Source organism: Vibrio profundi (assembly GCF_043642225.1).
Classification (GTDB): domain Bacteria; phylum Pseudomonadota; class Gammaproteobacteria; order Enterobacterales; family Vibrionaceae; genus Vibrio; species Vibrio profundi_A.
In genome coordinates this window covers 695,373-717,266 of record NZ_JBHZSF010000001.1, presented here as the reverse complement: position 1 = coordinate 717,266, position 21,894 = coordinate 695,373, and the positions used below count along the sequence as shown (strand labels likewise).

Sequence of the window (21,894 nt, the reverse complement as noted above, 5' to 3'; positions counted from 1 at the left end):
CAGTCATTGATGGGCTTTGTTTTATCTCTTGGTTATTGGCCTATTAGACTTCCCAAGGAATAAACTTTTTCAGCAATTTATCGGTAACGAAATAAAGAGAAACCGACAACGCAGATAAGATAAATAACGCGGCGAACATTTCATCAATCATCATTCGAGCATTCGCTTGCAGCATCAAGTAACCTAAACCCTCACTTGACCCCACCCATTCACCGGCAACCGCCCCAATGGGAGCGATAACCACGGCGACACGAATACCTGAAGCTAAAGTAGGCAACGAAGCGGGCAATTGAACATACCTGAGCGTTTGCCACTTGCTTGCTCCCATGGTTTTCACCAAGTCCAAGTAGCCAGTGGGCGTATTTCGAAGTCCGTCATAACAACAGGTCGTGACTGGGAAGAAAATAATCAGCGCCGCCATGACCACCTTTGAGGCAATGCCATACCCAAGCCAAAGCATTAATACTGGCGCGATAGCGAAAACAGGAATGGCTTGGCTGGCAATTAAGATAGGCAGCAACCAACGTTTCACAGGCTTAAATAGCAACATTTGCAGGGCGAACATCATGCCCATCGACAGACCGAGCAATAAACCCAACACGATTTCCTGAGCGGTAACCCATGAGTGCCTTGCTAAAACGTCATATCGCTGTATCAAACGTTCAAATACATCGAGTGGAGCGGGTAGAATGAAAGCCGGCATGTCGAAGACAACCACCACGGCTTGCCACAAGCCAATGATCACCAAAGCACTGATCATTCCTCTTATCATTGGGTGAGCGTTGGTATCTTTACTAAGGCTTCGCGATATCTTATTCACTAGGGTTAGATCACTCATAGTCCCTCTCCAACTGTTCGATAATTTGTTGCTGAAGAGAGGCACATTCTGCATCCAGTTTTCTTGGGATCTCTGAGCTAGGGACAGGCAAAGATTGAACATACGCAGGCGAGCCCTGCATGATGTATAAACGGCTCGCAAGTCGAACCGCTTCTTGAGGATCGTGCGTAATCAACACCACCGTTTTATCTTTCAACAATTCGTAAGATAAATTTTGAAGACGATGACGGGTCACAGCATCTAGCGCCGAGAAAGGTTCATCCATCAATACAATCGACTTGTCTTGCATCAGCGTGCGTGCCAACGCAACTCGTTGTCTCATTCCCCCAGAAAGCTGCTGAGGTAATGCATCGCGTTTATCCGCCAAGCCGACTTGCTCCAACAAGGCCATCGCTCGGGATGCGTGGCACTGGCGACCGCTTTCAAAACGAGTACTCAGTAAAACGTTATCTAATACGGATAACCAAGGCATCAACAAATCTTGCTGAGCCATATAGGCAATATTATCGCTGATTGAAATCGGCTCTCTCGCCTCAGCATCGACGAGATCAATATCGCCAATCCACTCGGCTTTACTCCCCAAAAGCCCAGCTAAATGTCGAAGCAAAGACGTTTTACCGCAGCCACTTCTGCCAAGTAAACACGTCCATCGGCCTACAGGGATTTGCATATTCAAACCGAAAACGGTGGGGTGAGCACTGTCTAAATAGCGCAGATACCCTCCTGAAATTTCGAGCTGCTTAGCGAACATCGGCGTGGCCATTATAGAAATGATGAACAGGGCCATGGCCTTTCCCAACGTCGAGTTCGTCCGCATGGGCAATGGCACTCGAAATGTAATACTTACCAAGTTTCGCGGCTTCAATCAGTGAATAGCCTTGCGCCAAATAAGAAGCAATCGCAGAGGACAAAGTGCAGCCTGTGCCGTGGGTGTTTTGCGTATCAACGCGCTTCGCACTTAGTCGTTTCACTTTATCTGGGAAGATCAGTAGATCATTGCTGTTCTCGTCTTGCTCTAAATGCCCGCCTTTCAGTAATACTGAGTGCGCCCCTAATTCACGTAACTGAGAGATCATGTCGGACATTTCATCTTCGTTAGAAGGGACTTGTCCACCAATAAGTGCCGCACCTTCCGGTAGGTTAGGGGTAATGACGTCAGCAAGAGGAAGAAGCTCAGACTTGAGGGTGCTTATTGCAGACTCTTGCAACAACAAGTCCCCGCTTGTCGCGACCATGACGGGATCGACCACCAAAAATTCAGGACGATATTGTTTAATTTTTGCAGCAACCGTTTTGATGATATTCGCGTCGGCCAGCATACCCACTTTGACCGCAACAATATTAAGATCAGAAAATACGGCATCGAGCTGCTGCTCAACATGTTCTAGAGGAATTGGGAAAATGGCTGAAACGCCGAGTGTATTCTGAGCTGTAATCGCAGTGATTGCCGAACATGCATATCCACCTGTCGCGGAAATGGCTTTGATATCAGCTTGAATACCCGCTCCGCCACCGCTGTCGGAACCTGCAATGGTTAATACGATTGGAGTGGTAACAGAAGAAGATTTTGTCGCGGTAGAGTGTGGCATAAAAGCTCCTAAACCGACGTGCAGGAACTTTCTTACCATGGCAAAAGTGGGATCACATTGCCGATCGCAAGACTAATAGTTCCCTACGCCAGTATTAACTGAATCAGGTTCAACGGGTCTCGCAATTGCGATCTCAGCCTAGTGGCCCCCCGACTATGTATGCGACGATAGTAACAACTTTTTTATCAACTACAAATCATTTCACCGTAATTCTGCCAAGTTACTACCACCTTGTTTTACTTTTTATTCACGATTCGATGATGCGCTTTCAAACAATTAGGCAGCGCCAAATACGATACAATCGGGACAATGATAGCGACTGACAAAACAGTAACAAGTCCATGGTTATCAGTTATATAGGTCATCACCAAAGGTGGGTTCAAATACACTAACGGCAATAAAATAACAAAAGTATACAGTGCCACCCAATGCCGGTTGGGTAGCGAAATTTTCGGTTCGCCACTCATCATATTTACCCTTTGGCAAAGTAACTGTTCATCACATAACCATACTTAGTTGTATGCTCGGCGAGCACTCTACCCAGTACTTCCCCGTAATCACTACGCCAGTCGTTCATCAATTCAGCCAGTACAGATGCCCAGGTCGTCACTTTTACGCCCGCTTGTGTCAGGCGTTGAATTGTTACTTCTTGAACCGTTTTGTTCCAAGTGCCAGACGCGTCTATCACAGCGTAGACATCGTAACCTTCTTCTACCGCAGAAAGCGCAGGGAAAAGTAAACAAACGTCGGTAACAATGCCAGCCGAGCAAACTGTCGAAACCTTACTGGATAAGCCTCAAGGAACGATTAAGGTATGTGTCTCACTCGCAATCGGCCAAAGCTTGCTCGCCCCTAAAATCACTCAGTTCTGCCAGCAATACCCTGATAGCGCGCAAAATATGTCAGCTGCCTCTTAAACTTTATGCGTCCCCTAGTTACATGGCGAACCACCGCATCATGCAGCCAAGTGATCTTCAGCAAGTTCAATGTTTGTGGATGAACATGAAAGAACAAAAAGCGCAGTGGCACTTGGTGTCAGAAACGCAGAGAGAAACCGTCAATTTTAACCCTGCTTTCAAATGTGATGACTTTTCCGTTCTCAGACAGCTCGCGCAAGATGGCCTGGGTGTTACAGAGTTACCCGAATACATGGCGCAGCAAGCAATCGAGAGGGGCGAGTTAATGAACGTACTTCCAAAATGGCAATTCGAAAGTGTGGATATGTTCGCAGTTTACCCAAGTCACCGCGGCGCAACGCCAAAAGTCAGAGTGTTTCTAGAATTCTTACCCGATACCTTTCGCTGCTAACAATAGAGGCATGTCGACATATTTGGGCTCACTTCCTTACATAGCCTCCAAGCACAAAAAAGGAGCCTCTGACGGCGCCTTTTTAGCTTGTGGCTACTTAGTTGCAGGTAACCATCGGTTAAGCCACTGTTCAACCTTGCCACCTTGAAAGGTTGGCACCAGCAGATAGATCATCGCGCCCAAAGCTAACGAGCCAACCAAATCCATTGGTCGATGCATACCGAGCCACAAACGGCTATAAGCCACTATTCCGGCCCACACAAGCAAGCCTGTCACCAACCAATACTGTTGGCGTTCAAGGAACAACCCACCGAAAAATGCCACGCAAATCGCAACAAAAATCGTATGCCCAGAAGGGAATGAATAGTCTTTCTCACCTTGCCAGTGCTTCGTTCTCCACTCGCTTACATAGCCTTGAGTGGAGTCAATCGCACTGTTCCGTTCAATCATATTCAGTTGATAGAAATCTTCTGGAGCATTGATCACTCGTTGTTCGGAAAGATACTCGACATAAGGTCTTGGACTTTCAGTAACCGTTTTAAGGGTGGTTTTTACCATAAAGCTCAATGCTAATATCATCGCCAATTGAAGCCCTAGCCCTATGATTCTATTATTTGGGATTTTTAATGTTGCTGTAAGCGAGCACAAAACGGCTAAGCTCAGTAAGAAACCCTTGCTACCTGCTGAATTTGTCATCACTTCGATGAATCGACCAAAGCCCTGACCCACTTCACTGGCGAGGTCAGCTGACATTCCGACAAAAATGATTGGAAAAAGCGAATAAAGGCTTAATGAAAGTACTTTCAAACCTTTTGTTTTAGAGGTAGGGAATTTAAACACAGACATCATTACCTGTCAGAAAATGAGCGCTGATTCTACTTGCGCCCTACTCTTAGTGCATCAGCGTTATGTCAACTTTCCCCCAATTTATAAGGAGTTATTTCGATTATTGAGTCAACCATCACCAAAATAAATACGTTCAGGTATTCAATTGATCCGAATTCTTGAAACTTTGCTCTTAGCCCTTTTCAAAGAAACCTGAAACCGATACCATCTGGTCTGCTCTCAGTAGCAATCAAATTATTAATTTTTATTCTCAGGGCGGGGCGAAATTCCCCACCGGCGGTATGTCCTTAGTAAAACCTAAAGATAAGCCCGCGAGCGCTCGATTCGTCGAGGTCAGCAGATCTGGTGAGATGCCAGAGCCGACGGTTATAGTCCGGATGAGAGAGAATGGAAACACATCAACAAACCTGCCAGTGATCCAATTGCTGGTTGTTCGTTGGTGCATTTCGTTTTGGATGAAAACCACGACGAGCTTTAGCTGACCGTAATGGGTTGGCTTTGTTGTGCTCGGTTGCCGTCCCTCATACAGCCCTGATTCTGGTGATATTTAGGAGTTTAACCATGAATCAGTCTTCACTACTTGCCGAATTTGGCGAACCAATTACACGCGTTGAAAATGCTTTAGAAGCACTGCGAGAAGGTCGTGGCGTACTGTTACTTGACGATGAAGATCGTGAGAACGAAGGCGACATCATCTACTCAGTAGAACACCTAACCAATGCTCAAATGGCGCTTATGATCCGCGAATGCAGCGGTATTGTGTGCTTATGTTTAACAGACGAGCAAGCGAACCAACTTGAACTTCCACCTATGGTTGTTGATAACAATAGCGCTAACCAAACTGCGTTTACGGTGACTATCGAAGCAAAAGTGGGCGTAACAACAGGTGTTTCTGCCGCTGACCGTGTAACAACGATCAAGACAGCTGCAAACCCAACAGCTAAGCCAAGTGACCTAGCTCGCCCTGGTCACGTATTCCCACTGCGTGCTCGCAAAGGTGGTGTACTTGCTCGCCGCGGTCACACAGAAGGTACTGTGGATCTTATGCAAATGGCAGGTCTTCAATCGGCTGGTGTACTGTGCGAAGTAACCAACCCAGACGGTACGATGGCAAAAGCACCAGAGATCGTTGCTTTTGGCAAACTACACAATATGCCAGTACTGACCATTGAAGATATGGTGATGTACCGTAATCAGTTTGATTTGAAACTCGCTTAATCATCAAACGATAGAATCCCCCTTTAAAGCCTCACTCTGCCGTGAGGCTTTTTTATTTCCCCGCTTCGTTATCGCAAAGTGATATCTTCCGACCAAGCCTGTGCAACAAAATCAATAAACTGACGAACGACAGGCAACTGATAGCTTCTCGATAAATACACTGCCCATAACGTGCTACTGGGTACAACAAACTCCGTTAATATCGGCCGGAGCAGGCCTTGCTCTATCACTGGGTTCGCCAAATCACACGGTAACCTTACCACTCCTTTGCCATGCTGAGCCGCTCGAACCAAGACCCCGACATCGTTAGCTTTCATTGTGCCACTCACTTCTACGGTGGTTGTTTGATTGTGTTGAACAAAACTCCAAGTCGCCGAGCCTAAATGTACAAAACAATTATGTTGTTTTAAGTCTTCAACCGTTTCCGGCTCGCCATATTCACGTAAATAATCAGGTGAAGCGCACACTACAGATTCTATTGTCATTAGTTTACGTGCGATTAAGCTGTCATCCGGTTGATCGGTGTAACGCAGCGCTATGTCGATTCTTTCATCCACTAACTGGGTGAAGTGATCAGACGCAAACAATTCCACCGTAATGCTTGGATGCAAATCGGTAAATTGCTCGACAACATCAAGTAGCATATTTTGAGTCAGCCCGATGGGAGCAGCGACTCTTATCGTTCCGGATAAGTGTTGAGATGAATTTAAAGCCGTCACCTCAAGTTCAGCGGTTTCGTGCAGAATTCTCTCACACCTTTTTAAGGCTTCTTCTCCTGCACTGGTTAAGCTCACTTTTCGAGTTGTTCTATGTAGCAGGCGTTGTTTTAACCAAGATTCTATATCTTGCACGTGACGGGAGACTTGTAGGCGACTTAAGCCTAGCTGGTCTGCAGCTTGAGTAAAACTGGAACAGTTTGCCACTTCCACGAAACTACGCATTGCATTCAATTTATCCATAAACCGCTTCAAACCATTCAATTAGCATCAAGAGTAGATACAATCTACATCATAAATCGATATTTATCGCCAAATAGCATGCTATTACACTGCAATTGTTGTCGAGATACAGACTTAATCAATTGGAGAACATCATATGAAAATTGCAGTATTAGGCGCTTCAGGCTGGATCGGAAACCACATCGCACAAGAAGCCAGCTCTCGCGGACATGACGTCATCGCATTAGTAAGAGACCCGAATCGACTTGAGCTTGCTAACGCTGAAGTTCGCACGATTGATCTTCTGGACTCACAGCTAGATCTTACCCAAGCCGTTTCTGGCGTCGATGCGGTGATTGCTTCGGTCGGTGGGCGTAGCGTTGGCAATCACGACATTGTTAAACGAACCGCTCGTCAATTACTGGACGCACTTCCCGCTGCTAATGTACCTCGCCTACTTTGGGTTGGTGGTGCTGGCTCATTAGAAGTAGCGCCCAACGTAAAGCTTGTCACCGTTCCTGACTTTCCTGAAGAATACAAAGGTGAGGCACTAGCACAAGGTGAAGCCCTTGAGGTGTTCAAACACTCTAATAGCGAGGTCAACTGGACGTTCGTTAGCCCTGCAGCAGAAATCTTCCCTGGCGAAAAGCTATCGACCTACCGTACCGGTGGCGACCAGCTGCTCACCGACGAAGATGGCAACAGCAAAATATCGGTCGCCGATTACGCTATCGCGATGATTGACGAACTCGAAGCAGGCCAATACCCGCAGCAGCGAATTGGCGTCGCCTACTAATGCTCTGATGCGTTAGAACATAAATAGCAAAAACTTAAAAGCCGCTGACTTCTGGTCAGCGGCTTTCTATTTTGTTTGTCGAGAAAATCATCATATCAGTGGCAAATGACCCGTTTTCACGAGGATGACCGTCTCTTCTTCCACATATGGGAAATGCTCGCTCATATGAGGGCTTCGCATCCAGGTGTGTTTCGGGTACACGCCATGTTCATCTTTAAAAGTGCCCGACAACACAAAGATCTCTTCCCCACCAAAGTGACGATGCGGCTGAAAACGCTCGCCAACTGGCCACTTCACTAATGCGACATGTTCGTGCTCAAATTCATGCAATGGCATTACTTGTAAACCACCAATACCAGGTAGCCATTCCGTTTCAAGCGTATTGATTCGTACTTGAGTTAAGTCTCTTGCATCAAACTGGTTTAGTTTAACTAAGATCGTACAGCCATCTTTACTCAATGGAGAGTGTGCACTGCCAGGCGGATTACGGATATAGGTTCCAGCAGGGAAATCACCAGTTTCATCTGAGAACACGCCGTCTAATACGAAGATCTCTTCGCCCTGTGGGTGCGGGTGCTCAGAAAATGAAGATTGAGGGTCGTACTTCACCACGCTAGTCGTGTGGCCCGATTCTTTCTCTTCTCGCTCTAACGGCTTGCGCCACACCCCTTTGGCCGGGCTTGCGACCCAGTCGAGCTTGTCGGTTTCGATAACCAGTCTCTTTGAAAAGTCCATGTTGAACATAATGACGACCTTACTCTTAGTATCGTTTTAATTATTATTGTCTTTCTAATGTCTATTCTACGTGAATACTGAACGAGGGGGCGACTTCTCTGCTAATTACTGATACCCCCTCCATATTAAAAGCTAGGCTTTATTAGTTACGACCCGCGATCACGCCACCATCCACATCCCAGATTGCGCCCGTTACCCAATCGGCACTATCAGACAGCAAGAAAGAGATGCTGTTTGCGATGTCTTTGGGCTGACCGACTCGGCCAATCGGGTGGAATGCGTTGAAACCTTCTAGCGCTTGGTCCACCTCTTCTGGCTTAATGAATGATTCGTAAATCGGCGTTTTAACCACAGCCGGAGAAACCGCGTTCACCCGAATATTGTGCTCCGCTAGCTCCATCGCCATGTGCTGCGTTAAAGCGTGCAGGCCCGCTTTTGCCATTGAGTACGCAGAAGAGGGTGTCGCTTTGATTGCTTGCTTAGCCCACATGGAACCAACGTTTACCACGTTGCCGCCACCGTTTTTGATCATCAGTTTGCTGACGGCTTGGGTGATAAAGAAAGTCGCTTTGTTAAGCTGCATGTATTGCCCGTAATCCGACTCTTGATGCTCAATAAACGCTTTAGGATTAAAGTAGCCAGCCGCATTAACAAGGTAACCCACACCACCATCAAGCGATTCTAGATGTGCAATAAGATTCGACACACTCGCATCATCATAAAGGTTCGCTTGCCAGCCAGAAGCATGGCCTAGTGACTGAAGTTCTGATACCGCTTTATCTAACTTAGTTGGGTTATTACCGACAACCAACACATGGATGTTTTGAGCGACTAATTGCTTCGCGGTTTCATAGCCCATGCCGCTTGTGCCACCGATGACGACTGCAATACCGTTTTTAGTGAAGTTCATTTTGTTATCTCCTAAGTCATGTGAACGTGGTAATCTTAGGCTTTGAACTAACACTATGAATAGTAAGTACAAATCGGTTAGGTAAGTACTTATTGGTACATCTTTATGAAAAATCAGGAAAACTTTTTTTCAAGAAAATCGGCACCAGAACGTTCTGCTCGCATGGTCGAAACCATCTACGGCTGTAAATGGTCGCTCACGGTTTACCAATTACTGGCAAATGGCATAAATCGCCCCGGTGAAATGGTGCGTTCTGTTGAAGGGTTATCCACTAAAGTATTGAATGAATGTCTAAAACGAAATGTAGAGTTTGGAATTCTAGATAAGCAGATGTTCAATGAACTCCCCCCTAGAGTTGAATATCAAGTCACCCCTTTTGGAGAAAAGTTTCTGCTCATCTTGGAGCAACTTGAACAGCTTCAAAAAGAGATTGATGCACTCGAAGAGTAATTGCTAAATCAACGCAAAGCACGCTTTGCTCTCAAATTATCGACCTGCCTAGAAGTGTAGGGATTCGTTACATAGAGGATTCTTATCACTCAACGAATTATTCATGTCGATACGCTGCCCGACTGGTGACGCGTTTTTAAGTACAGGTACAAAGGCAGTCCACAAGAAACGCCTACACCGAGTGTGCCAACGATCGCTAACCACCAATATGGCGTCGCCGTCTTGCGGGCGTCTGAAACAATAAAGGCGATGAGCACCAGCGCAGCAACAAACACATCGAGCCACGCAAACAGGCTGATCGGATTGACGGTAACATCACGAGCGAGCGCAGATAGATCTAAGCCGTGCTCGATTAGCCAAGGAATCAATGCCCCATAAGGGATGAAGATCCCAAGAAAGGTCATAAACAAATAAAACTTCGCCATACTCAGTCCTCTTTAAGCCCCTACGAATTCCATTTACCACCTTTAAATCAAAAGGTTATGAACCATAAGTTTAAAATTGGCATAAAGGGTATGACATAGCACTTTAGTATGAATTCCGATCTACAGCTCAAACTCGTGATTATATAACTTCATTATATTGACCAAAGGTTCTTCCCAGCCTAGACAATCTTTTAACTGCTCAACAATGCTTTTCACAAAGCGACCTTCGACGTTAATTTCAATCTTGATCAATGGATAATTTTCTATTTGCCCTACGCCACCAAATACGGGAGCAGAACCTTCAAGTGCACAATGGGATCCTGTCATGCTGCCAATTGCCCAACAATGGTCATAGTCCCCAATCTTGTCGACACCTGCTTCATGCAATGTACTCAACACCAGCTCTTGTTGCTGTGGCTGGCAAAAAATCTCTAGCTTATACATACTCTATTCTCTTCATTAAACCGATAACGCCTTAATGGCTCGGAGAACACCGAGCGTCGGACTACTCAACACAGGTACTTCTCCACGATGTAAAGCGCTTACCCCCGCCATAGAAGCCTGCGCTAACACGATTAGGTCATGCCTGTCTTCGTCCTCATTGATGGCTTTCGCTATAGCATTCAAATACTCTGTCTGCTCATTGTTTTGAAAATGTTCCCATGCTCCTTCAACCAGTTGAACTGACACTCTGGCACTTACATGCAACGCCAGTTTTGAGTCTTCTAATAAACGCTGAGTTGGTTCTAACGTACTTTCTAGCGCGGCCAATACCAGAATATTGCTTCCTTGTTGAACCGCTAAATCCGCCATTGCTCTGTCCACTCGATGAACACCACAGCCGTTCGTCCCATCTAAGGCTTCTGCAACACCACCAATCGATGAACATGTCACTACAATCAACTGACTACTTTTCGCTAAGGTTTCAATATCGCCAGTAAGCCGTTCAACCAAAGCTGTATCGACCCCATATTGTTGAACATGTTGAAGGTAACTCGGCTCAACCACATGCCTAACATTTATTTGTGGGGCATATTCGTCTATCAGGTTTTGAAAGGTTTGAACATGGACGTCAGCCGTATGCAGAAAAGTAAGCGGGATTTTCATCACGATCTTCCTGCTTCAAAGTGAAAGAAATGCATGGTCAAATCAACGTCTATCGACTTGCTATACTGATAGTCATTGGAGAGCTGACCAATGGCCGATTTCCAAAAGCCAAGACCAGCTTTATTATCGAGCATAACCCTCACCTGCCAGTTTCCTGGGAAGTGGGTAACAACCTTTTGCAAAGCTTGTGTTCCAACACCATGCCCCTTGTATTTGCGTAATACAAAGAATTGTTCAATGTCGTAGATGTAATACGGGAATAAATTTTCTAATACATGACGAGATTGAAGAGGGATTGGTTGTAACTCTACGTACATAACACTCCTTATTCACGTAGAAAAAAGCAGTACAAAAACAAGAGTACTGAATTGATAATTCACTATTTCATAAAGAGTTTACAATGTAAATCGCTCTTATAACGCTTAGCGAGTGGTTTGTTAAAGTTGGAGGGATTGCTACATCCGTGTAGTGTGGTGTTAAAGAATAAATTTGCAAAAACGCTCGTCCCTGAGCCCTGTTTTATTTCACAGGCACTGCTGCTGGCAGTTCGTATGATTCCATCATGTCTAGGTTCGGCTCATAAACACGTACTAGGAAGTTCCACCCTTCCGTGACTGGCAAATGATTTTTCATATCTCTAACACCGTTACAATCGCCGAAATGGACCGTAAATGTGTCGTCAGAATTAAATTGAATATTGTTCTTATTTAAAATGGCTTTCTCATTCATCATCCACCCTTCTGAACCGTACATTGTGATAGAGAAAAAGCCTTTGCGAGTGTCGTCGTTATAAAAAGGCGGAGTGTCATACGTCGCGACAGAACATTCAGTGGAACCACCATCATGAGTATAACCAACATACTGAGCAGCCGCATCAGGAAGTAAGCCCCACCCTGTCGCCGTACCTAAACGGTGCATGAGCGGATTCATATTTCCTCGGGCTCCTTGCATATCGTTTAATGAACCAATTCTAGCGCTCACTTCATCAAACATCGCGCGCCACTTAAGCAGTTCATCTCGGTCATATTGAGGTTTGACATAAGGGGCGGTTGAATTACTTGTCACGACTAACCCATCTTGAATACGATGCACTTCTTTAAGGTCTTCCGGGTTGTTCGCATTCACTTCTGTTCGTACCACAATCATGCCGTGAGTCTGCTCAGTGTCAGCTTCAATTTTGTGCGTGCCAGCTGTCGTAAACACCTGATTGATATAGTGATCCCCTAAAACAACCATCACCGAAATATAACGGTCTCCCAAATCTGGAATGGTGATTTCAGCCTCTTTACTCAAGTCCGTAACATAGGCACTGTATAGCGTATCTTGATTCATTCTGACAACCGTTTGATTGTCCAAAGGCGTGATTGCTCGGAAGTGAAAGAAGTTATTGTCACCCGCTAGATCCGTAATGCGGCTCATCGCTTCGTGAGATTCCATTACCTCATAATTGTCATAAGTAATGGCAATATTGTTTGCGTAGGATCCAGCGGAAAGTGCGGCAACTGTCGTTGCTATCATTAATTTTTTCATAACGTCGTTCTCATTAGAGGTAGATATAATGCTCAGATAGTTCTGAGCTTTATATTGATTGCAATTCTGCAATTCGCTGTAGGAGCGACAAATGTACAAAGTTATGAGCAACGGAAGTAGACACGCAGAGTGATGCTCTACATAAACACCATTTATATAGAGCACTACGGATAAACAGAAAGTGAAATTTATGATGCGAGGAAAGGAAGTACGCTCAAAATCACGAGCAAATCGTTTTAGCTACAAGCAAACAGATTATGAACAATCACTGAGATATTGGTGAAGTAAAGCCCGCACCTTTGCATGCTGTTTATTTTCAGAAAACTTCTTGTGATAAACCAAATCCAATTGAATGGCGGAAATAGGAAACGGGACATCGACAATCTTTAGGCCTAGCTGTTCAATTAGCGCATCACTGCGATTGGTGGCGCAAATGGCATCACTATTTTGCACGCATAACAGCATGGAACTAGGACTGGTTACCTGTTTAACAATCTTTCGGGGCAAATTCATTCCCGATAATTTTTCTACCCCAGACGCTTCACGTTCACTATAGGTCAGAGTCACATGCTCGAGCTCAAAAAACTCTTCTAAGGTTACGGAGTCGTTTATCGTAGGGTGGTCTTGCCGACACACATAGACGAGGTCTATGTCTTGAATATGCTCGTAAACGAACGAGTTTTCTTTATCTTGTTTAAATCTAGACTCTATCGCCATATCAATCTTATCGTGTCTCAAACTATCCAACACTTGATACTCCGAGAGTGGATTTTCGATAAGTTTCACTCCTTCAATAATCGGGAGCTGAATAACAATATGTTCAGGCGCATAAACCAAAATTTCCCGTGGTTTATCGAGTGCCAGTAGTAGCCGATGTTCTATCTCTTTGAAATGAGAAGCTAAGGTGTGAGCCTCTGAAGTGGGTTCTAAGCGGCGGCCGTGGCGAACAAACAAATGCTTATTAAGCTGCTGTTCTAAACGCTTTACCATGGCAGACATCGCAGGCTGCGTCACCCCCATGACTTCCGCCGCTTGAGTAATACTGTTCAGTTCATAAACTCTTAAAAACGGAACGATGAGATTTAAATCCATACCGACCTGCTTTGAATCGCGCAAATGTAGTTCAAGTTACCTTATACCACCTGCACTTTGATTAACATTCAGTCATAGCGCCTTGAATAGCCACTAAGACAACTTATCAAATTGCTCTTTAACAAAGTCTATAAAAGTTCTTAGTCGTTTAGGCTGGTAACGATCACGGTGGTAAATTGCAGAGAAATCAACGCTAGGGATCAACCATTGGTCAAACACTTCCACCAGCTTGCCTTGAACAAGCTCGTCCTCACAATAAATTCGAGGCACACGTATGATTCCATTTCCACTTAACGCGCCATTCACCAATACCCGTCCATTTTTACATTGAAGCCGGCCTTTTACCGCCACATCAAGATTTTTGGATGTATCTGCAGACGATTGAAAACTCCACTTACGAACGGACCCCGTTAGGCAATCATGCTCGACTAAGTCTTTAGGGTAAACAGGGCGACCTTTGCGAGCTAAGTAATCTGGGCTTGCAAGTGTTCCCATCTCAATATCGAGCAACTTACGTGCGACGAAGCCGGCATCTTCCAACTTGCCCATACGAAAAGCAATATCAAACTCATCTTCAATTAAGTCGACTCGATGGCTGCTGAAATCAAGGCTCACAGTGATATCAGGATGCTGCAACATAAAGTCATTGACTATATTGGCAATGATCACTTCCCCTAGGTAGCCGCCAACGCAGTTCACTTTTATCTCACCTCGGACTTCCTCGATATCATCAACCGCAGCAATCAAAGCCTGATCAATATTGTGTAAAGCTTGTTCGCATTGCTGGTACAACGCCTTCCCAGCTTGAGTCAGCCTTAACGTGCGAGTCGTTCTTACAAACAAGGTCACACCCATTTGTTTTTCTAAGCTGCTTATTTGCCTGGAAACATGTGAGCGGGATACATCCAATTCTTCCGCGGCTTTTGTGAAATTACCTAAACGGGCAATCAAGACAAAAGAGCGAACATCAGACAAGTTAGTTTGGTTGAGCATGGTGACCCCTTTGAATTAACAACCCTCACATTGTTGCAGTATGGCAACAGTGCTTCAAGTTAATTGCAGTACAACACTTCATTGATTTTTAATGCGAGCCCTATGAAACACATTCAGCTCAAAAATACCGTGTCAGATCAAAGCAAGTTCAGTTGAGTCCTTGACTCAATGGCGTTTCAAGCACTGTTATCTATAGTTTACTAAAGAGCAATTGTAATTCGACACTTATTGCAGGAGGCAATATGGCTTTTAATCAGCTGTTGGTACCGATTGCGCCAGAGCAAGACCTTAACGACTCACACCACCAAGCATTTCAGTTTGCTAATCAGTGCGGCGCAAAAGTGACGCTACAACTCGTCATCAAAGAACTGGCCGAATATAAGGATATCTACCATTTATCCAGTTCAACACTTAATGTTCTGAAGCACGCAACCAAACACTACCAAGACACGTTAGATAAACACATTCTTACCTTGAACAACCACTACCCAAAGATCGAGTTCACCAGTAAGGTCGACGTGGGAGTGCCATTTATTGAAATCATCAAAGAGGCGACTCAGCTCCAAGCCTCTATGGTCATTATTGACTCTTACCGTCAAAGTAAAAAAGAAGCATGCGAACGTGGGAGCAACACTCTTAACCTGATGCGTAAGTCCGAAACGCCAATTTGGTCATTGAGCAAAGATTCAGCGCCGATCAATCAAGTAGTTGCTGCAATTGACCTCACTAACGCTGACTACCATGAGTTCAATACGAAACTTGTGGCGATGGCCGTCGAGTTTTGTTCGCTGATGAACGCCAAACTCACCTTATGTCATGTCTGGCAACTTGAATCTGAAGGCTTTCTACGAAACTGGAGTGGTTACAGCGATATTGACATTGCGCTGCTAGCGAAAAATATGCACGAAGAACGCCTGACTAGGCTTAATGCTTTGCTATCCCCTTACGCCGACAGCGATACAGAAATTCATACCGTTTTACTAGAAGGCGAAACCCGAGACGTATTCCCTCAATATGTGAGTGACAACAGGATGGATCTCGTGGTGATGGGGTCGATGTCCCGCTCTGGTATTTCAGGCTTAGTACTGGGCAATACCGCCGAAGACATGATCAACACACTAAATTGCTCAGTCATCACACTAAAACCGGATTCCTTTCAGTCACCAGTTCAGATCTAGGTTGTGCTAACTGCAATAACAAAGGCCCTCAATGGGCCTTTGTAGTCTACAGCTTAAACATTGTTGCAGTATGACAACAGTGTTTCAATTGAATTGCTATATATCAACAATCATTCTTTTCTTAATATACCTCCATCGCAACGAAGCACGGCACTATCCCATCTAGGCAACGCTTTGATTGCCTCTAAACAAAAAGACTTCAAATGAAGATAGAGGAATAAAGAATGAAAAACTTAATCGTAATTACAGGTGCAAGCTCTGGTATTGGTGAAGCAATCGCTCGTCGTCTTAGCGACGAAGGCCACTCTCTACTTCTTTTGGCTCGTCGTGTTGACCGCCTAAAAGCACTTGACCTACCGAACACCATGTGCGAGCAAGTAGACGTAACTGAACAAGCGACCTTTGAAGCTGCTATCGCAAAAGCGGAAGAAAAGTTTGGGCCTGCAGACGCACTAATCAATAACGCTGGCACTATGCTACTAGGTCAAATTGATACACAAGATGCTTCTGAATGGAAACGTATGTTCGATGTTAACGTCATCGGCTTACTAAACGGCATGCAAGCGGTACTTGCACCAATGAAAGCGCGTAACAGCGGCACTATCATTAACATCAGCTCAATCGCTGGTAAGAAAACGTTCCCGAACCATGCAGCATATTGCGGTACTAAGTTTGCAGTTCACGCAATTTCGGAAAACGTTCGTGAAGAAGTCGCAGCGTCTAATGTTCGTGTAACCACAATTGCACCTGGAGCAGTTGAAACTGAACTTCTGTCTCACACGACTTCTCAAGAAATCAAAGACGGATACGGTGAGTGGAAAGAAGACATGGGTGGCGTTCTTGCTGCTGATGATATCGCTCGTGCTGTTTCTTTTGCTTACCAGCAACCACAGAATGTTTGTATTCGTGAGATTGCGCTAGCGCCAACAAAGCAACAACCATAAGCACCAACCATAAGCACCAACAGAAATATTGCTAGGTAAGCAATAAAAAGCCCGCAATAGCGGGCTTTTTTGTTCTTCTCTATTAAAACTTATAGCCACCGCCAATCATAAATACCCACGGATCAATGGTCACATCGGTCGAAAACTGGGTCGCACCTGCTTTATACTTCGCCGTCGTTTCAATATTCGCGTACCAAACTGACGCATTTAAAAACCAATCTTCATTGATCATATAATCAGCGCCAATGTTCGCCGCTAAGCCCCAAGAGTCATCAAGCGACAAATCACTGAGCCCTGCGTTTTTACCCGTTGAATTCAGCTCTTCATCAAAGAATACCGTGTAATTAATACCCACACCTACATATGGGCGGATATCGCTATTCGCTTCGCCAAAATAGTATTGAAGCATAAAGGTCGGTGGCAGGTGCTTGGTGTCTGCAATTTCACCGAGATCACCATGATTGGTCGAAATACTGTGTGAGAATGGTGTGGCGGCAAGCACTTCGAAGCTAATATTATCGGTCAGCATATAACCGAACGTTAAGCCTAATTGAGTATTAGAATCGACAGAAAACTTAGAACCAGAGGTGTTTAATACATCGCCGCTGCTATCATTTGGCGCGACCGTCGCAACTCCTGCTCGTACGATAATATCGCCTTCCTTATGTGCAAGAACATTGGTAGACATAAGAGCAGCCAGTACCGCGAGACCACATACTGTTTTTTTCATTATAATTTCCTTTTGTAGGCTTCATTTTATTGGTGAATGAGTCATCATTTCTTATTTTGCGTGCAAGGTATCACACAAAAACCCTACTTTTTTGATGGAAATCAATTTGTGAATTTATAATACTTTAGAGTTACATTTACACCGAGTCGATCACTTTTCTGCTTCATTTTATTGATAGTTATGTAATGCAATTTTTCTGTGCTTCCTCCCTCTCACCAAAAATCCGATGAAGTTGTAGATTTTTCAATCATAAAAACTACGAATAGATCACATTAGATATATTGAAGAGCTGCAATTTTTTGCTAATTATTAACTGTCACTCGAAAAACAAATCAATATTAAGAGGATTTATCCATGAAAAGGATTCTAGGCTTAACAGTACTTTCGGCTGCACTGATTGCAGGTTGCCAATCCACCTCATCCAACTTAACCGCAGAACAAGACGAGTTAGTCAGCAATATTTGCCGCTCTGGTGATAGCAGAGATAACGCGAATAGCGCTACTTGGGGTCAATTCAAGCAAGCCTTATTCGATTGTGGTGGCTACGACATTTTCACTGAAGATATGCTGTTAGCTGGGGATGTACTGCGTACTAACAATAAAGGTATAACTCGTGTTTACCAGTTCAATGAAGATGGAACAGGGACTTACGCGAAAGATATAGGCCAACCAAGTAACTTGCCTTTCACTTGGGAGATTACCCAAGATGGATACGTATCATTTGTTGATGAAGAAGCGTGGACATCGACTTGGGCGCTATTAGGTGAGGTGGATAACTACTGGGCTGTGAAGATCTTCTCAGAGGCGCCGGATGGATCCGAACAAGTCATTTGGAGCGATGACATGATGGTCAATATCACCGAATAATCGCACCTTATTTAACACAGGTAGCTTCGTCTACTTGTGTTAAGTATAATTCTATCGAGATTGATACGAAGTAGAAATAACAGAGTTAAAGAATTACGGGCTACTTTAATAATCGATGTGAATAAATATATTCTATAAAGTGCTATATAAAATAAAAGCGTAAATAACAGCTAAGTTATTTACGCTTTTATTCTAAATTAAATATAAATCTTGAGTAAGATCTAAGTTTTAATTAGATAGTTGTAACGTTCGCAGCTTGAAGACCTTTTTGGCCTTGCTCAACTTCGAAAGATACTTTTTGGCCTTCAGCAAGAGTTTTGAAGCCTTCAGAAGCGATAGCACGGAAGTGAACGAATACGTCAGCGCCGCCGTTGTCTTGAGTTAGGAAACCAAAACCTTTCTCTTCGTTAAACCATTTTACTAGACCAGTTGTTTTAGTAGACATAATGTGTCCCTTATTTTGTATTTAAATTCATATGATTTTTCGCTAAATGCGAAGCGCTGAGAGCTTGAATTATTTAATGTGACGATGAAGCTAAGGGAAAATCTGAGGATAACAACAATAACGAAGGAATTCTGAGGTTTTGCGTAAACTTTCTGTTTCATTTAATAACTCTGAACAACAGAGCGAGGTGAATAGTACGCTATTAATACACATTGTAAAGCGATTTCGTTAAATTACTTTTTATTCAACACCCAATTCAAAGAGTATTTACCTCGCTATTTTTCATAAAGCTTAGGTACGGCAGTACTTCAAATTACTCGCCACAATAGGTTTTTAACACTTGCCAAATTTATAAACTAAGAGCTTGAAACGCGCAGGATTCAAGCTCTTAGTTAGGTTGGGTTACGCTGCGTTAGTGGTCAGTTCTCCCGCCCCTTGTATCGAACGTTGGCTGTTTTCCACCAGAATAGCGGTCGCCGTTTCTTTCAAGCTTGCCCATTCCGCATCGTCCACTTCGATTCCATCGCGCCAAGCGCGCTCTTGCGTTTTTGCCAATGAACTTGAAGTGATGTGACGCTTATATCCTTGAGATAAGACCTCCAAATCGAAGTCATGGACGGACAGCTCAATTGTCATATTGTGTACGTTATCCGTTGTTTCCAGTGCGGAATCGCAGAAAAACAGCTCAGGAGCCACACAACCACGGTTCAAAACATATAAGGTGTGCTTTGGATCAGATCCGTTCTCCCATCGAGCAGTACAGGCGATGCCTTTTGCCGCCAATTTGACGAGTTCGCTATAAGCTAACCAACGATTGTGACAATTATTAAGTTCAATTTTCAAGACTTTACCACCGACCATCTTCTCAATGGCGAAATCTATGATCACAGGCAAATGACAAGCCAAACTACCGCCATGTAAATCCACTTCAATGCTATTATTTGATGTGGTGTTGATGTCTACAGGGCTGTCATCTTCCAACCCCATGAAATTGCTCGCATTATTAAAGTGGCGAACTCCATCTAGCCCGGCCATTTGCAAGTCTGCCACCATATTCGCGATGACATCCGCTTCGCCGCACGTACGACGCATTCCTAGAAACGCTTTGTTCACCGCCGCAACCAATTCATTATGAGAAACGATCATTAGCATGTACCTCCCTTTACGTGGTTGTCTTGGAGCTCTATTCCCGAAAGTTCAGCCTGGCTCGGCAGTAGAGGGAACAGCCATTCATCTTCATGAATTTCATCCAGCAAAGGCGAACCTTGGAAGAAAGTCACTCGCACCCAACGTTCCGAACGCGGGTCAAATTTGGTAGCCCCAAACACTGCCAATTTGCAGCGAAGTAAGTGCATTGGCAAAGACGATTGATGCAAGACATTCATTTGGATATCACCCATCGCCTTATGCCCTAACGTCCAGACACGGCGAGCAATCGCACGAAACTGTGGGCGTTGAACCAAAAACTCCGCCAGTGAGGTTTCTGGTTTTTCCTCAAGCAGCGCGTGATACAAGCGAAATGCCTGACGACCGATATCAAGGGGTAACTCACGCTCCTCTCCCGGCTCTTCTCCACGAACACCGAGTCTTGGCTCTTCTTTGTCTTGTGAGCGATACCAAAACCAATAATTGTTTTCAGGTTTATTGAAATCGGTGTTAATTGCCCAGCGGTAGTTTTCTTCGAGGGTCACTAGGAGATCTTGCACTTTTTTGCCACTTGGTAACGATAACGTCTCGTCACAATTCATTTGTTCTTGGTAGGAATCCACTAGATCTGGGTACAGCTCCATCAAACAAGAAGTTAGGATTTCTTGGGCTTCCAAACTCATCTGTTGTGACTTATCAACGACGCTTTGCCAAGTCGCAAAACCTAAATCGTCTGCCTGTACTTTTACCAAGGCGTCGAGCTTACTGAGCAACTGGGTGAGATCGTGAACCGCAATCGCGTTCAATTCTTTTTGTAATTCGTTAATCGTAATCACTTGTTGTAAGTGATGAATGCCTTTTTCAACCAAAGCACTTAACCATTCGACTTTGCTAGCATCAGCTTCACATGCCAGCACCGCAGCCAATGCAGTCTCTCGGGTTGTCATCCATTGATCAACAATACTTGGGTGGTTGATCAAATAGGGTGCCATGCCAAGCCCTGTTGCGTTCCCGACGCCTAAATAACGCTGTAAACCACGATGTAGCGTCGTCGCTTGTTCCTGACCTTGCTGCTCTGCAAGATAATGAACCCAATCTAAGCTGAACTCACGCAACATATAAACCGCGCACATTTGCGCACTGAACGACTGATTAAAATCTGGGTTGTTTTCCAGCACTTTAAAGTCAGCAATGCCAAACTTTCCGTTCCCGTACACTGCCGTGGTACGCAGTATATACCCCACTTCCGCCAACTCTTGAGGTGACGGCTGCTCTCCTTTCGCTAGATGAGCAACAATGTGTTCAAACACACGAACACTCTTGTTAGCACGAGCTAGCACTAAAACATTATTGGGATTTCGCCCTGCTTCTTGAAGTGGCACATTAGCGCGAAGTTGTTCTAGTAACGCAACATCCACCCCCCCTAGGACGAGTGCAAAAGTCACATCCCACTTTTCGGCAATCACACGATCGTTTCGTTCGTCATCAGCAATTTGATCGCAAAACACAACCAAATGATACACGTGGCTTGGTGTCGCTAATTTGTAAATCACATGGCCGTAACCTTGCGGGCAAAGCTGCCAATCATGCTTAGTTACTTGCCAGTTTTGCTGCGCCATTTTACGGATCAATGTTCTTACGAAGCTGATTCGAGTTTGGTGCATTGCCCCTAGCCTGTCGGGAGTCATCACGGTGTCTGCATTGCGCAGTGTTGTTTCAGTGTAGGTAGAACGATGTGCATCCATTTTGCTCACCACCATTTGTCGTTATAAGAGTAGTAATAACCAGTTCGCATAGCGCTGCTCCATT

Annotated in this window: 27 protein-coding genes and 2 riboswitches; of the genes, 8 read left to right on the top strand and 19 right to left on the bottom strand. The window is 44.6% G+C overall.

The features are described 5' to 3' along the window. Window positions 1-43 precede the first annotated feature (43 nt). From ACHUFI_RS03395 to ACHUFI_RS03380, 4 genes are all read right to left on the bottom strand, one after another. Window positions 44-838, bottom strand: a complete 795-nt coding sequence (locus tag ACHUFI_RS03395) for an ABC transporter permease (RefSeq protein ID WP_394246897.1) — start codon at window positions 836-838, stop codon at window positions 44-46. Then, window positions 831-1,589 (bottom strand): ABC transporter ATP-binding protein, encoded by a 759-nt coding sequence (locus ACHUFI_RS03390; protein WP_394246973.1) that lies wholly within the window; start codon window positions 1,587-1,589, stop codon window positions 831-833. Before ACHUFI_RS03390 ends, ACHUFI_RS03395 begins: the two co-directional genes overlap by 8 nt. Next, window positions 1,579-2,427, bottom strand: a complete 849-nt coding sequence (thiD, locus tag ACHUFI_RS03385; RefSeq protein ID WP_394246895.1) for a bifunctional hydroxymethylpyrimidine kinase/phosphomethylpyrimidine kinase — start codon at window positions 2,425-2,427, stop codon at window positions 1,579-1,581. Before thiD ends, ACHUFI_RS03390 begins: the two co-directional genes overlap by 11 nt. A gap of 63 nt (window positions 2,428-2,490) precedes the next feature. Then, window positions 2,491-2,589: riboswitch (TPP riboswitch) on the bottom strand. A 310-nt stretch (window positions 2,590-2,899) separates the two neighbouring features. Next, window positions 2,900-3,184, bottom strand: a complete 285-nt coding sequence (locus ACHUFI_RS03380) for an isochorismatase family protein (protein ID WP_394246972.1) — start codon at window positions 3,182-3,184, stop codon at window positions 2,900-2,902. Here ACHUFI_RS03380 and ACHUFI_RS03375 point away from each other — a divergent pair. Both ACHUFI_RS03375 and ACHUFI_RS03370 read left to right on the top strand, forming a co-directional pair. Beyond that, a complete protein-coding gene (locus ACHUFI_RS03375; protein ID WP_394246975.1) occupies window positions 3,183-3,344 on the top strand; it encodes a hypothetical protein in 162 nt (53 codons plus the stop codon). The genes ACHUFI_RS03380 and ACHUFI_RS03375 overlap by 2 nt on opposite strands. Continuing rightward, window positions 3,310-3,735 (top strand): substrate binding domain-containing protein, encoded by a 426-nt coding sequence (locus tag ACHUFI_RS03370; RefSeq protein ID WP_394246970.1) that lies wholly within the window; start codon window positions 3,310-3,312, stop codon window positions 3,733-3,735. Before ACHUFI_RS03375 ends, ACHUFI_RS03370 begins: the two co-directional genes overlap by 35 nt. A gap of 93 nt (window positions 3,736-3,828) precedes the next feature. Here ACHUFI_RS03370 and ACHUFI_RS03365 read toward each other — a convergent pair whose 3' ends face one another. Continuing rightward, a complete protein-coding gene (locus tag ACHUFI_RS03365; protein ID WP_394246894.1) occupies window positions 3,829-4,584 on the bottom strand; it encodes a phosphatase PAP2 family protein in 756 nt (251 codons plus the stop codon). Between the two features lie 239 nt (window positions 4,585-4,823). Then, window positions 4,824-4,974: riboswitch (FMN riboswitch) on the top strand. 168 nt (window positions 4,975-5,142) lie between these two features. Here ACHUFI_RS03365 and ribB point away from each other — a divergent pair. Beyond that, complete coding sequence (gene ribB / locus ACHUFI_RS03360; protein ID WP_394246893.1) at window positions 5,143-5,799, top strand: 3,4-dihydroxy-2-butanone-4-phosphate synthase; 657 nt, start codon at window positions 5,143-5,145, stop codon at window positions 5,797-5,799. Between the two features lie 68 nt (window positions 5,800-5,867). On the opposite strand, the gene ACHUFI_RS03355 is transcribed toward ribB, so the two are convergent. Continuing rightward, window positions 5,868-6,758 carry a LysR family transcriptional regulator gene (locus ACHUFI_RS03355; RefSeq protein ID WP_394246891.1) on the bottom strand — a complete coding sequence of 297 codons (891 nt, stop codon included), beginning with the start codon at window positions 6,756-6,758 and terminating at the stop codon, window positions 5,868-5,870. Window positions 6,759-6,894: 136 nt separating this feature from the next. Between ACHUFI_RS03355 and ACHUFI_RS03350 the strand changes: the two genes are divergently transcribed. Then, window positions 6,895-7,533 carry an NAD(P)-dependent oxidoreductase gene (locus ACHUFI_RS03350; protein ID WP_394246890.1) on the top strand — a complete coding sequence of 213 codons (639 nt, stop codon included), beginning with the start codon at window positions 6,895-6,897 and terminating at the stop codon, window positions 7,531-7,533. 90 nt (window positions 7,534-7,623) lie between these two features. Here the strand turns inward: ACHUFI_RS03350 and ACHUFI_RS03345 are convergent, their stop codons facing one another. Both ACHUFI_RS03345 and ACHUFI_RS03340 read right to left on the bottom strand, forming a co-directional pair. Then, on the bottom strand, window positions 7,624-8,277 hold the full coding sequence (locus ACHUFI_RS03345) for a cupin domain-containing protein (RefSeq protein ID WP_394246889.1): 654 nt from the start codon (window positions 8,275-8,277) through the stop codon (window positions 7,624-7,626). A 133-nt stretch (window positions 8,278-8,410) separates the two neighbouring features. Next, entirely contained in the window at window positions 8,411-9,178 is a 768-nt protein-coding gene (locus ACHUFI_RS03340; protein WP_394246888.1) for an SDR family NAD(P)-dependent oxidoreductase, read from the bottom strand. Window positions 9,179-9,283: 105 nt separating this feature from the next. Here ACHUFI_RS03340 and ACHUFI_RS03335 point away from each other — a divergent pair, with 105 nt between their 5' ends. After that, window positions 9,284-9,628 (top strand): winged helix-turn-helix transcriptional regulator, encoded by a 345-nt coding sequence (locus ACHUFI_RS03335; protein WP_394246887.1) that lies wholly within the window; start codon window positions 9,284-9,286, stop codon window positions 9,626-9,628. Between the two features lie 101 nt (window positions 9,629-9,729). Here ACHUFI_RS03335 and ACHUFI_RS03330 read toward each other — a convergent pair whose 3' ends face one another. The 7 genes from ACHUFI_RS03330 to ACHUFI_RS03300 form a co-directional block, all read right to left on the bottom strand. Further along, window positions 9,730-10,053 carry a DUF2834 domain-containing protein gene (locus ACHUFI_RS03330; RefSeq protein WP_394246886.1) on the bottom strand — a complete coding sequence of 108 codons (324 nt, stop codon included), beginning with the start codon at window positions 10,051-10,053 and terminating at the stop codon, window positions 9,730-9,732. Between the two features lie 120 nt (window positions 10,054-10,173). After that, window positions 10,174-10,497, bottom strand: a complete 324-nt coding sequence (locus ACHUFI_RS03325; protein ID WP_394246884.1) for a YqfO family protein — start codon at window positions 10,495-10,497, stop codon at window positions 10,174-10,176. A 15-nt stretch (window positions 10,498-10,512) separates the two neighbouring features. Further along, window positions 10,513-11,160, bottom strand: coding sequence for an aspartate/glutamate racemase family protein (locus ACHUFI_RS03320; RefSeq protein ID WP_394246882.1), 648 nt, complete (start codon window positions 11,158-11,160; stop codon window positions 10,513-10,515). Then, entirely contained in the window at window positions 11,160-11,477 is a 318-nt protein-coding gene (locus ACHUFI_RS03315; RefSeq protein ID WP_394246881.1) for a GNAT family N-acetyltransferase, read from the bottom strand. Before ACHUFI_RS03315 ends, ACHUFI_RS03320 begins: the two co-directional genes overlap by 1 nt. A gap of 202 nt (window positions 11,478-11,679) precedes the next feature. Beyond that, a complete protein-coding gene (locus ACHUFI_RS03310) occupies window positions 11,680-12,690 on the bottom strand; it encodes a DUF1254 domain-containing protein (RefSeq protein WP_394246880.1) in 1,011 nt (336 codons plus the stop codon). Window positions 12,691-12,945: 255 nt separating this feature from the next. Continuing rightward, on the bottom strand, window positions 12,946-13,782 hold the full coding sequence (locus ACHUFI_RS03305) for a LysR family transcriptional regulator (RefSeq protein WP_394246878.1): 837 nt from the start codon (window positions 13,780-13,782) through the stop codon (window positions 12,946-12,948). 93 nt (window positions 13,783-13,875) lie between these two features. Then, window positions 13,876-14,775 (bottom strand): LysR family transcriptional regulator, encoded by a 900-nt coding sequence (locus ACHUFI_RS03300; RefSeq protein WP_394246877.1) that lies wholly within the window; start codon window positions 14,773-14,775, stop codon window positions 13,876-13,878. Between the two features lie 242 nt (window positions 14,776-15,017). Between ACHUFI_RS03300 and ACHUFI_RS03295 the strand changes: the two genes are divergently transcribed. Together ACHUFI_RS03295 and ACHUFI_RS03290 are read left to right on the top strand one after the other, a co-directional pair. Further along, complete coding sequence (locus ACHUFI_RS03295) at window positions 15,018-15,953, top strand: universal stress protein (RefSeq protein WP_394246875.1); 936 nt, start codon at window positions 15,018-15,020, stop codon at window positions 15,951-15,953. A gap of 224 nt (window positions 15,954-16,177) precedes the next feature. After that, window positions 16,178-16,897, top strand: coding sequence for an SDR family oxidoreductase (locus ACHUFI_RS03290; protein ID WP_394246873.1), 720 nt, complete (start codon window positions 16,178-16,180; stop codon window positions 16,895-16,897). 82 nt (window positions 16,898-16,979) lie between these two features. On the opposite strand, the gene ompW is transcribed toward ACHUFI_RS03290, so the two are convergent. Next, window positions 16,980-17,627: an outer membrane protein OmpW gene (gene ompW, locus ACHUFI_RS03285; protein WP_394246872.1), complete on the bottom strand. Its 648-nt coding sequence runs from the start codon at window positions 17,625-17,627 to the stop codon at window positions 16,980-16,982. A 354-nt stretch (window positions 17,628-17,981) separates the two neighbouring features. Here ompW and ACHUFI_RS03280 point away from each other — a divergent pair, with 354 nt between their 5' ends. Then, complete coding sequence (locus ACHUFI_RS03280; RefSeq protein WP_394246870.1) at window positions 17,982-18,494, top strand: hypothetical protein; 513 nt, start codon at window positions 17,982-17,984, stop codon at window positions 18,492-18,494. 232 nt (window positions 18,495-18,726) lie between these two features. Here the strand turns inward: ACHUFI_RS03280 and cspE are convergent, their stop codons facing one another. From cspE to ACHUFI_RS03265, 3 genes are all read right to left on the bottom strand, one after another. Next, complete coding sequence (gene cspE / locus ACHUFI_RS03275; RefSeq protein WP_394246868.1) at window positions 18,727-18,939, bottom strand: transcription antiterminator/RNA stability regulator CspE; 213 nt, start codon at window positions 18,937-18,939, stop codon at window positions 18,727-18,729. Window positions 18,940-19,341: 402 nt separating this feature from the next. Next, window positions 19,342-20,085, bottom strand: coding sequence for a DUF3726 domain-containing protein (locus tag ACHUFI_RS03270; protein WP_394246969.1), 744 nt, complete (start codon window positions 20,083-20,085; stop codon window positions 19,342-19,344). Then, complete coding sequence (locus ACHUFI_RS03265) at window positions 20,085-21,830, bottom strand: hypothetical protein (protein ID WP_394246867.1); 1,746 nt, start codon at window positions 21,828-21,830, stop codon at window positions 20,085-20,087. Before ACHUFI_RS03265 ends, ACHUFI_RS03270 begins: the two co-directional genes overlap by 1 nt. Between the last annotated feature and the right edge of the window lie 64 nt (window positions 21,831-21,894).

Bases quoted from the DNA above. Each gene is read 5' to 3' on its own strand.
- ACHUFI_RS03395 (WP_394246897.1), bottom strand. From the start codon at position 838: ATGAGTGATCTAACCCTAGTGAATAAGATATCGCGAAGCCTTAGTAAA.
- ACHUFI_RS03390 (WP_394246973.1), bottom strand. From the start codon at position 1,589: ATGTTCGCTAAGCAGCTCGAAATTTCAGGAGGGTATCTGCGCTATTTA.
- thiD (WP_394246895.1), bottom strand. From the start codon at position 2,427: ATGCCACACTCTACCGCGACAAAATCTTCTTCTGTTACCACTCCAATC.
- ACHUFI_RS03375 (WP_394246975.1), top strand. From the start codon at position 3,183: ATGCCAGCCGAGCAAACTGTCGAAACCTTACTGGATAAGCCTCAAGGA.
- ACHUFI_RS03365 (WP_394246894.1), bottom strand. From the start codon at position 4,584: ATGATGTCTGTGTTTAAATTCCCTACCTCTAAAACAAAAGGTTTGAAA.
- ribB (WP_394246893.1), top strand. From the start codon at position 5,143: ATGAATCAGTCTTCACTACTTGCCGAATTTGGCGAACCAATTACACGC.
- ACHUFI_RS03355 (WP_394246891.1), bottom strand. From the start codon at position 6,758: ATGGATAAATTGAATGCAATGCGTAGTTTCGTGGAAGTGGCAAACTGT.
- ACHUFI_RS03350 (WP_394246890.1), top strand. From the start codon at position 6,895: ATGAAAATTGCAGTATTAGGCGCTTCAGGCTGGATCGGAAACCACATC.
- ACHUFI_RS03345 (WP_394246889.1), bottom strand. From the start codon at position 8,277: ATGTTCAACATGGACTTTTCAAAGAGACTGGTTATCGAAACCGACAAG.
- ACHUFI_RS03340 (WP_394246888.1), bottom strand. From the start codon at position 9,178: ATGAACTTCACTAAAAACGGTATTGCAGTCGTCATCGGTGGCACAAGC.
- ACHUFI_RS03335 (WP_394246887.1), top strand. From the start codon at position 9,284: ATGAAAAATCAGGAAAACTTTTTTTCAAGAAAATCGGCACCAGAACGT.
- ACHUFI_RS03330 (WP_394246886.1), bottom strand. From the start codon at position 10,053: ATGGCGAAGTTTTATTTGTTTATGACCTTTCTTGGGATCTTCATCCCT.
- ACHUFI_RS03325 (WP_394246884.1), bottom strand. From the start codon at position 10,497: ATGTATAAGCTAGAGATTTTTTGCCAGCCACAGCAACAAGAGCTGGTG.
- ACHUFI_RS03320 (WP_394246882.1), bottom strand. From the start codon at position 11,160: ATGAAAATCCCGCTTACTTTTCTGCATACGGCTGACGTCCATGTTCAA.
- ACHUFI_RS03315 (WP_394246881.1), bottom strand. From the start codon at position 11,477: ATGTACGTAGAGTTACAACCAATCCCTCTTCAATCTCGTCATGTATTA.
- ACHUFI_RS03310 (WP_394246880.1), bottom strand. From the start codon at position 12,690: ATGAAAAAATTAATGATAGCAACGACAGTTGCCGCACTTTCCGCTGGA.
- ACHUFI_RS03305 (WP_394246878.1), bottom strand. From the start codon at position 13,782: ATGGATTTAAATCTCATCGTTCCGTTTTTAAGAGTTTATGAACTGAAC.
- ACHUFI_RS03300 (WP_394246877.1), bottom strand. From the start codon at position 14,775: ATGCTCAACCAAACTAACTTGTCTGATGTTCGCTCTTTTGTCTTGATT.
- ACHUFI_RS03295 (WP_394246875.1), top strand. From the start codon at position 15,018: ATGGCTTTTAATCAGCTGTTGGTACCGATTGCGCCAGAGCAAGACCTT.
- ACHUFI_RS03290 (WP_394246873.1), top strand. From the start codon at position 16,178: ATGAAAAACTTAATCGTAATTACAGGTGCAAGCTCTGGTATTGGTGAA.
- ompW (WP_394246872.1), bottom strand. From the start codon at position 17,627: ATGAAAAAAACAGTATGTGGTCTCGCGGTACTGGCTGCTCTTATGTCT.
- ACHUFI_RS03280 (WP_394246870.1), top strand. From the start codon at position 17,982: ATGAAAAGGATTCTAGGCTTAACAGTACTTTCGGCTGCACTGATTGCA.
- cspE (WP_394246868.1), bottom strand. From the start codon at position 18,939: ATGTCTACTAAAACAACTGGTCTAGTAAAATGGTTTAACGAAGAGAAA.
- ACHUFI_RS03270 (WP_394246969.1), bottom strand. From the start codon at position 20,085: ATGATCGTTTCTCATAATGAATTGGTTGCGGCGGTGAACAAAGCGTTT.
- ACHUFI_RS03265 (WP_394246867.1), bottom strand. From the start codon at position 21,830: ATGGATGCACATCGTTCTACCTACACTGAAACAACACTGCGCAATGCA.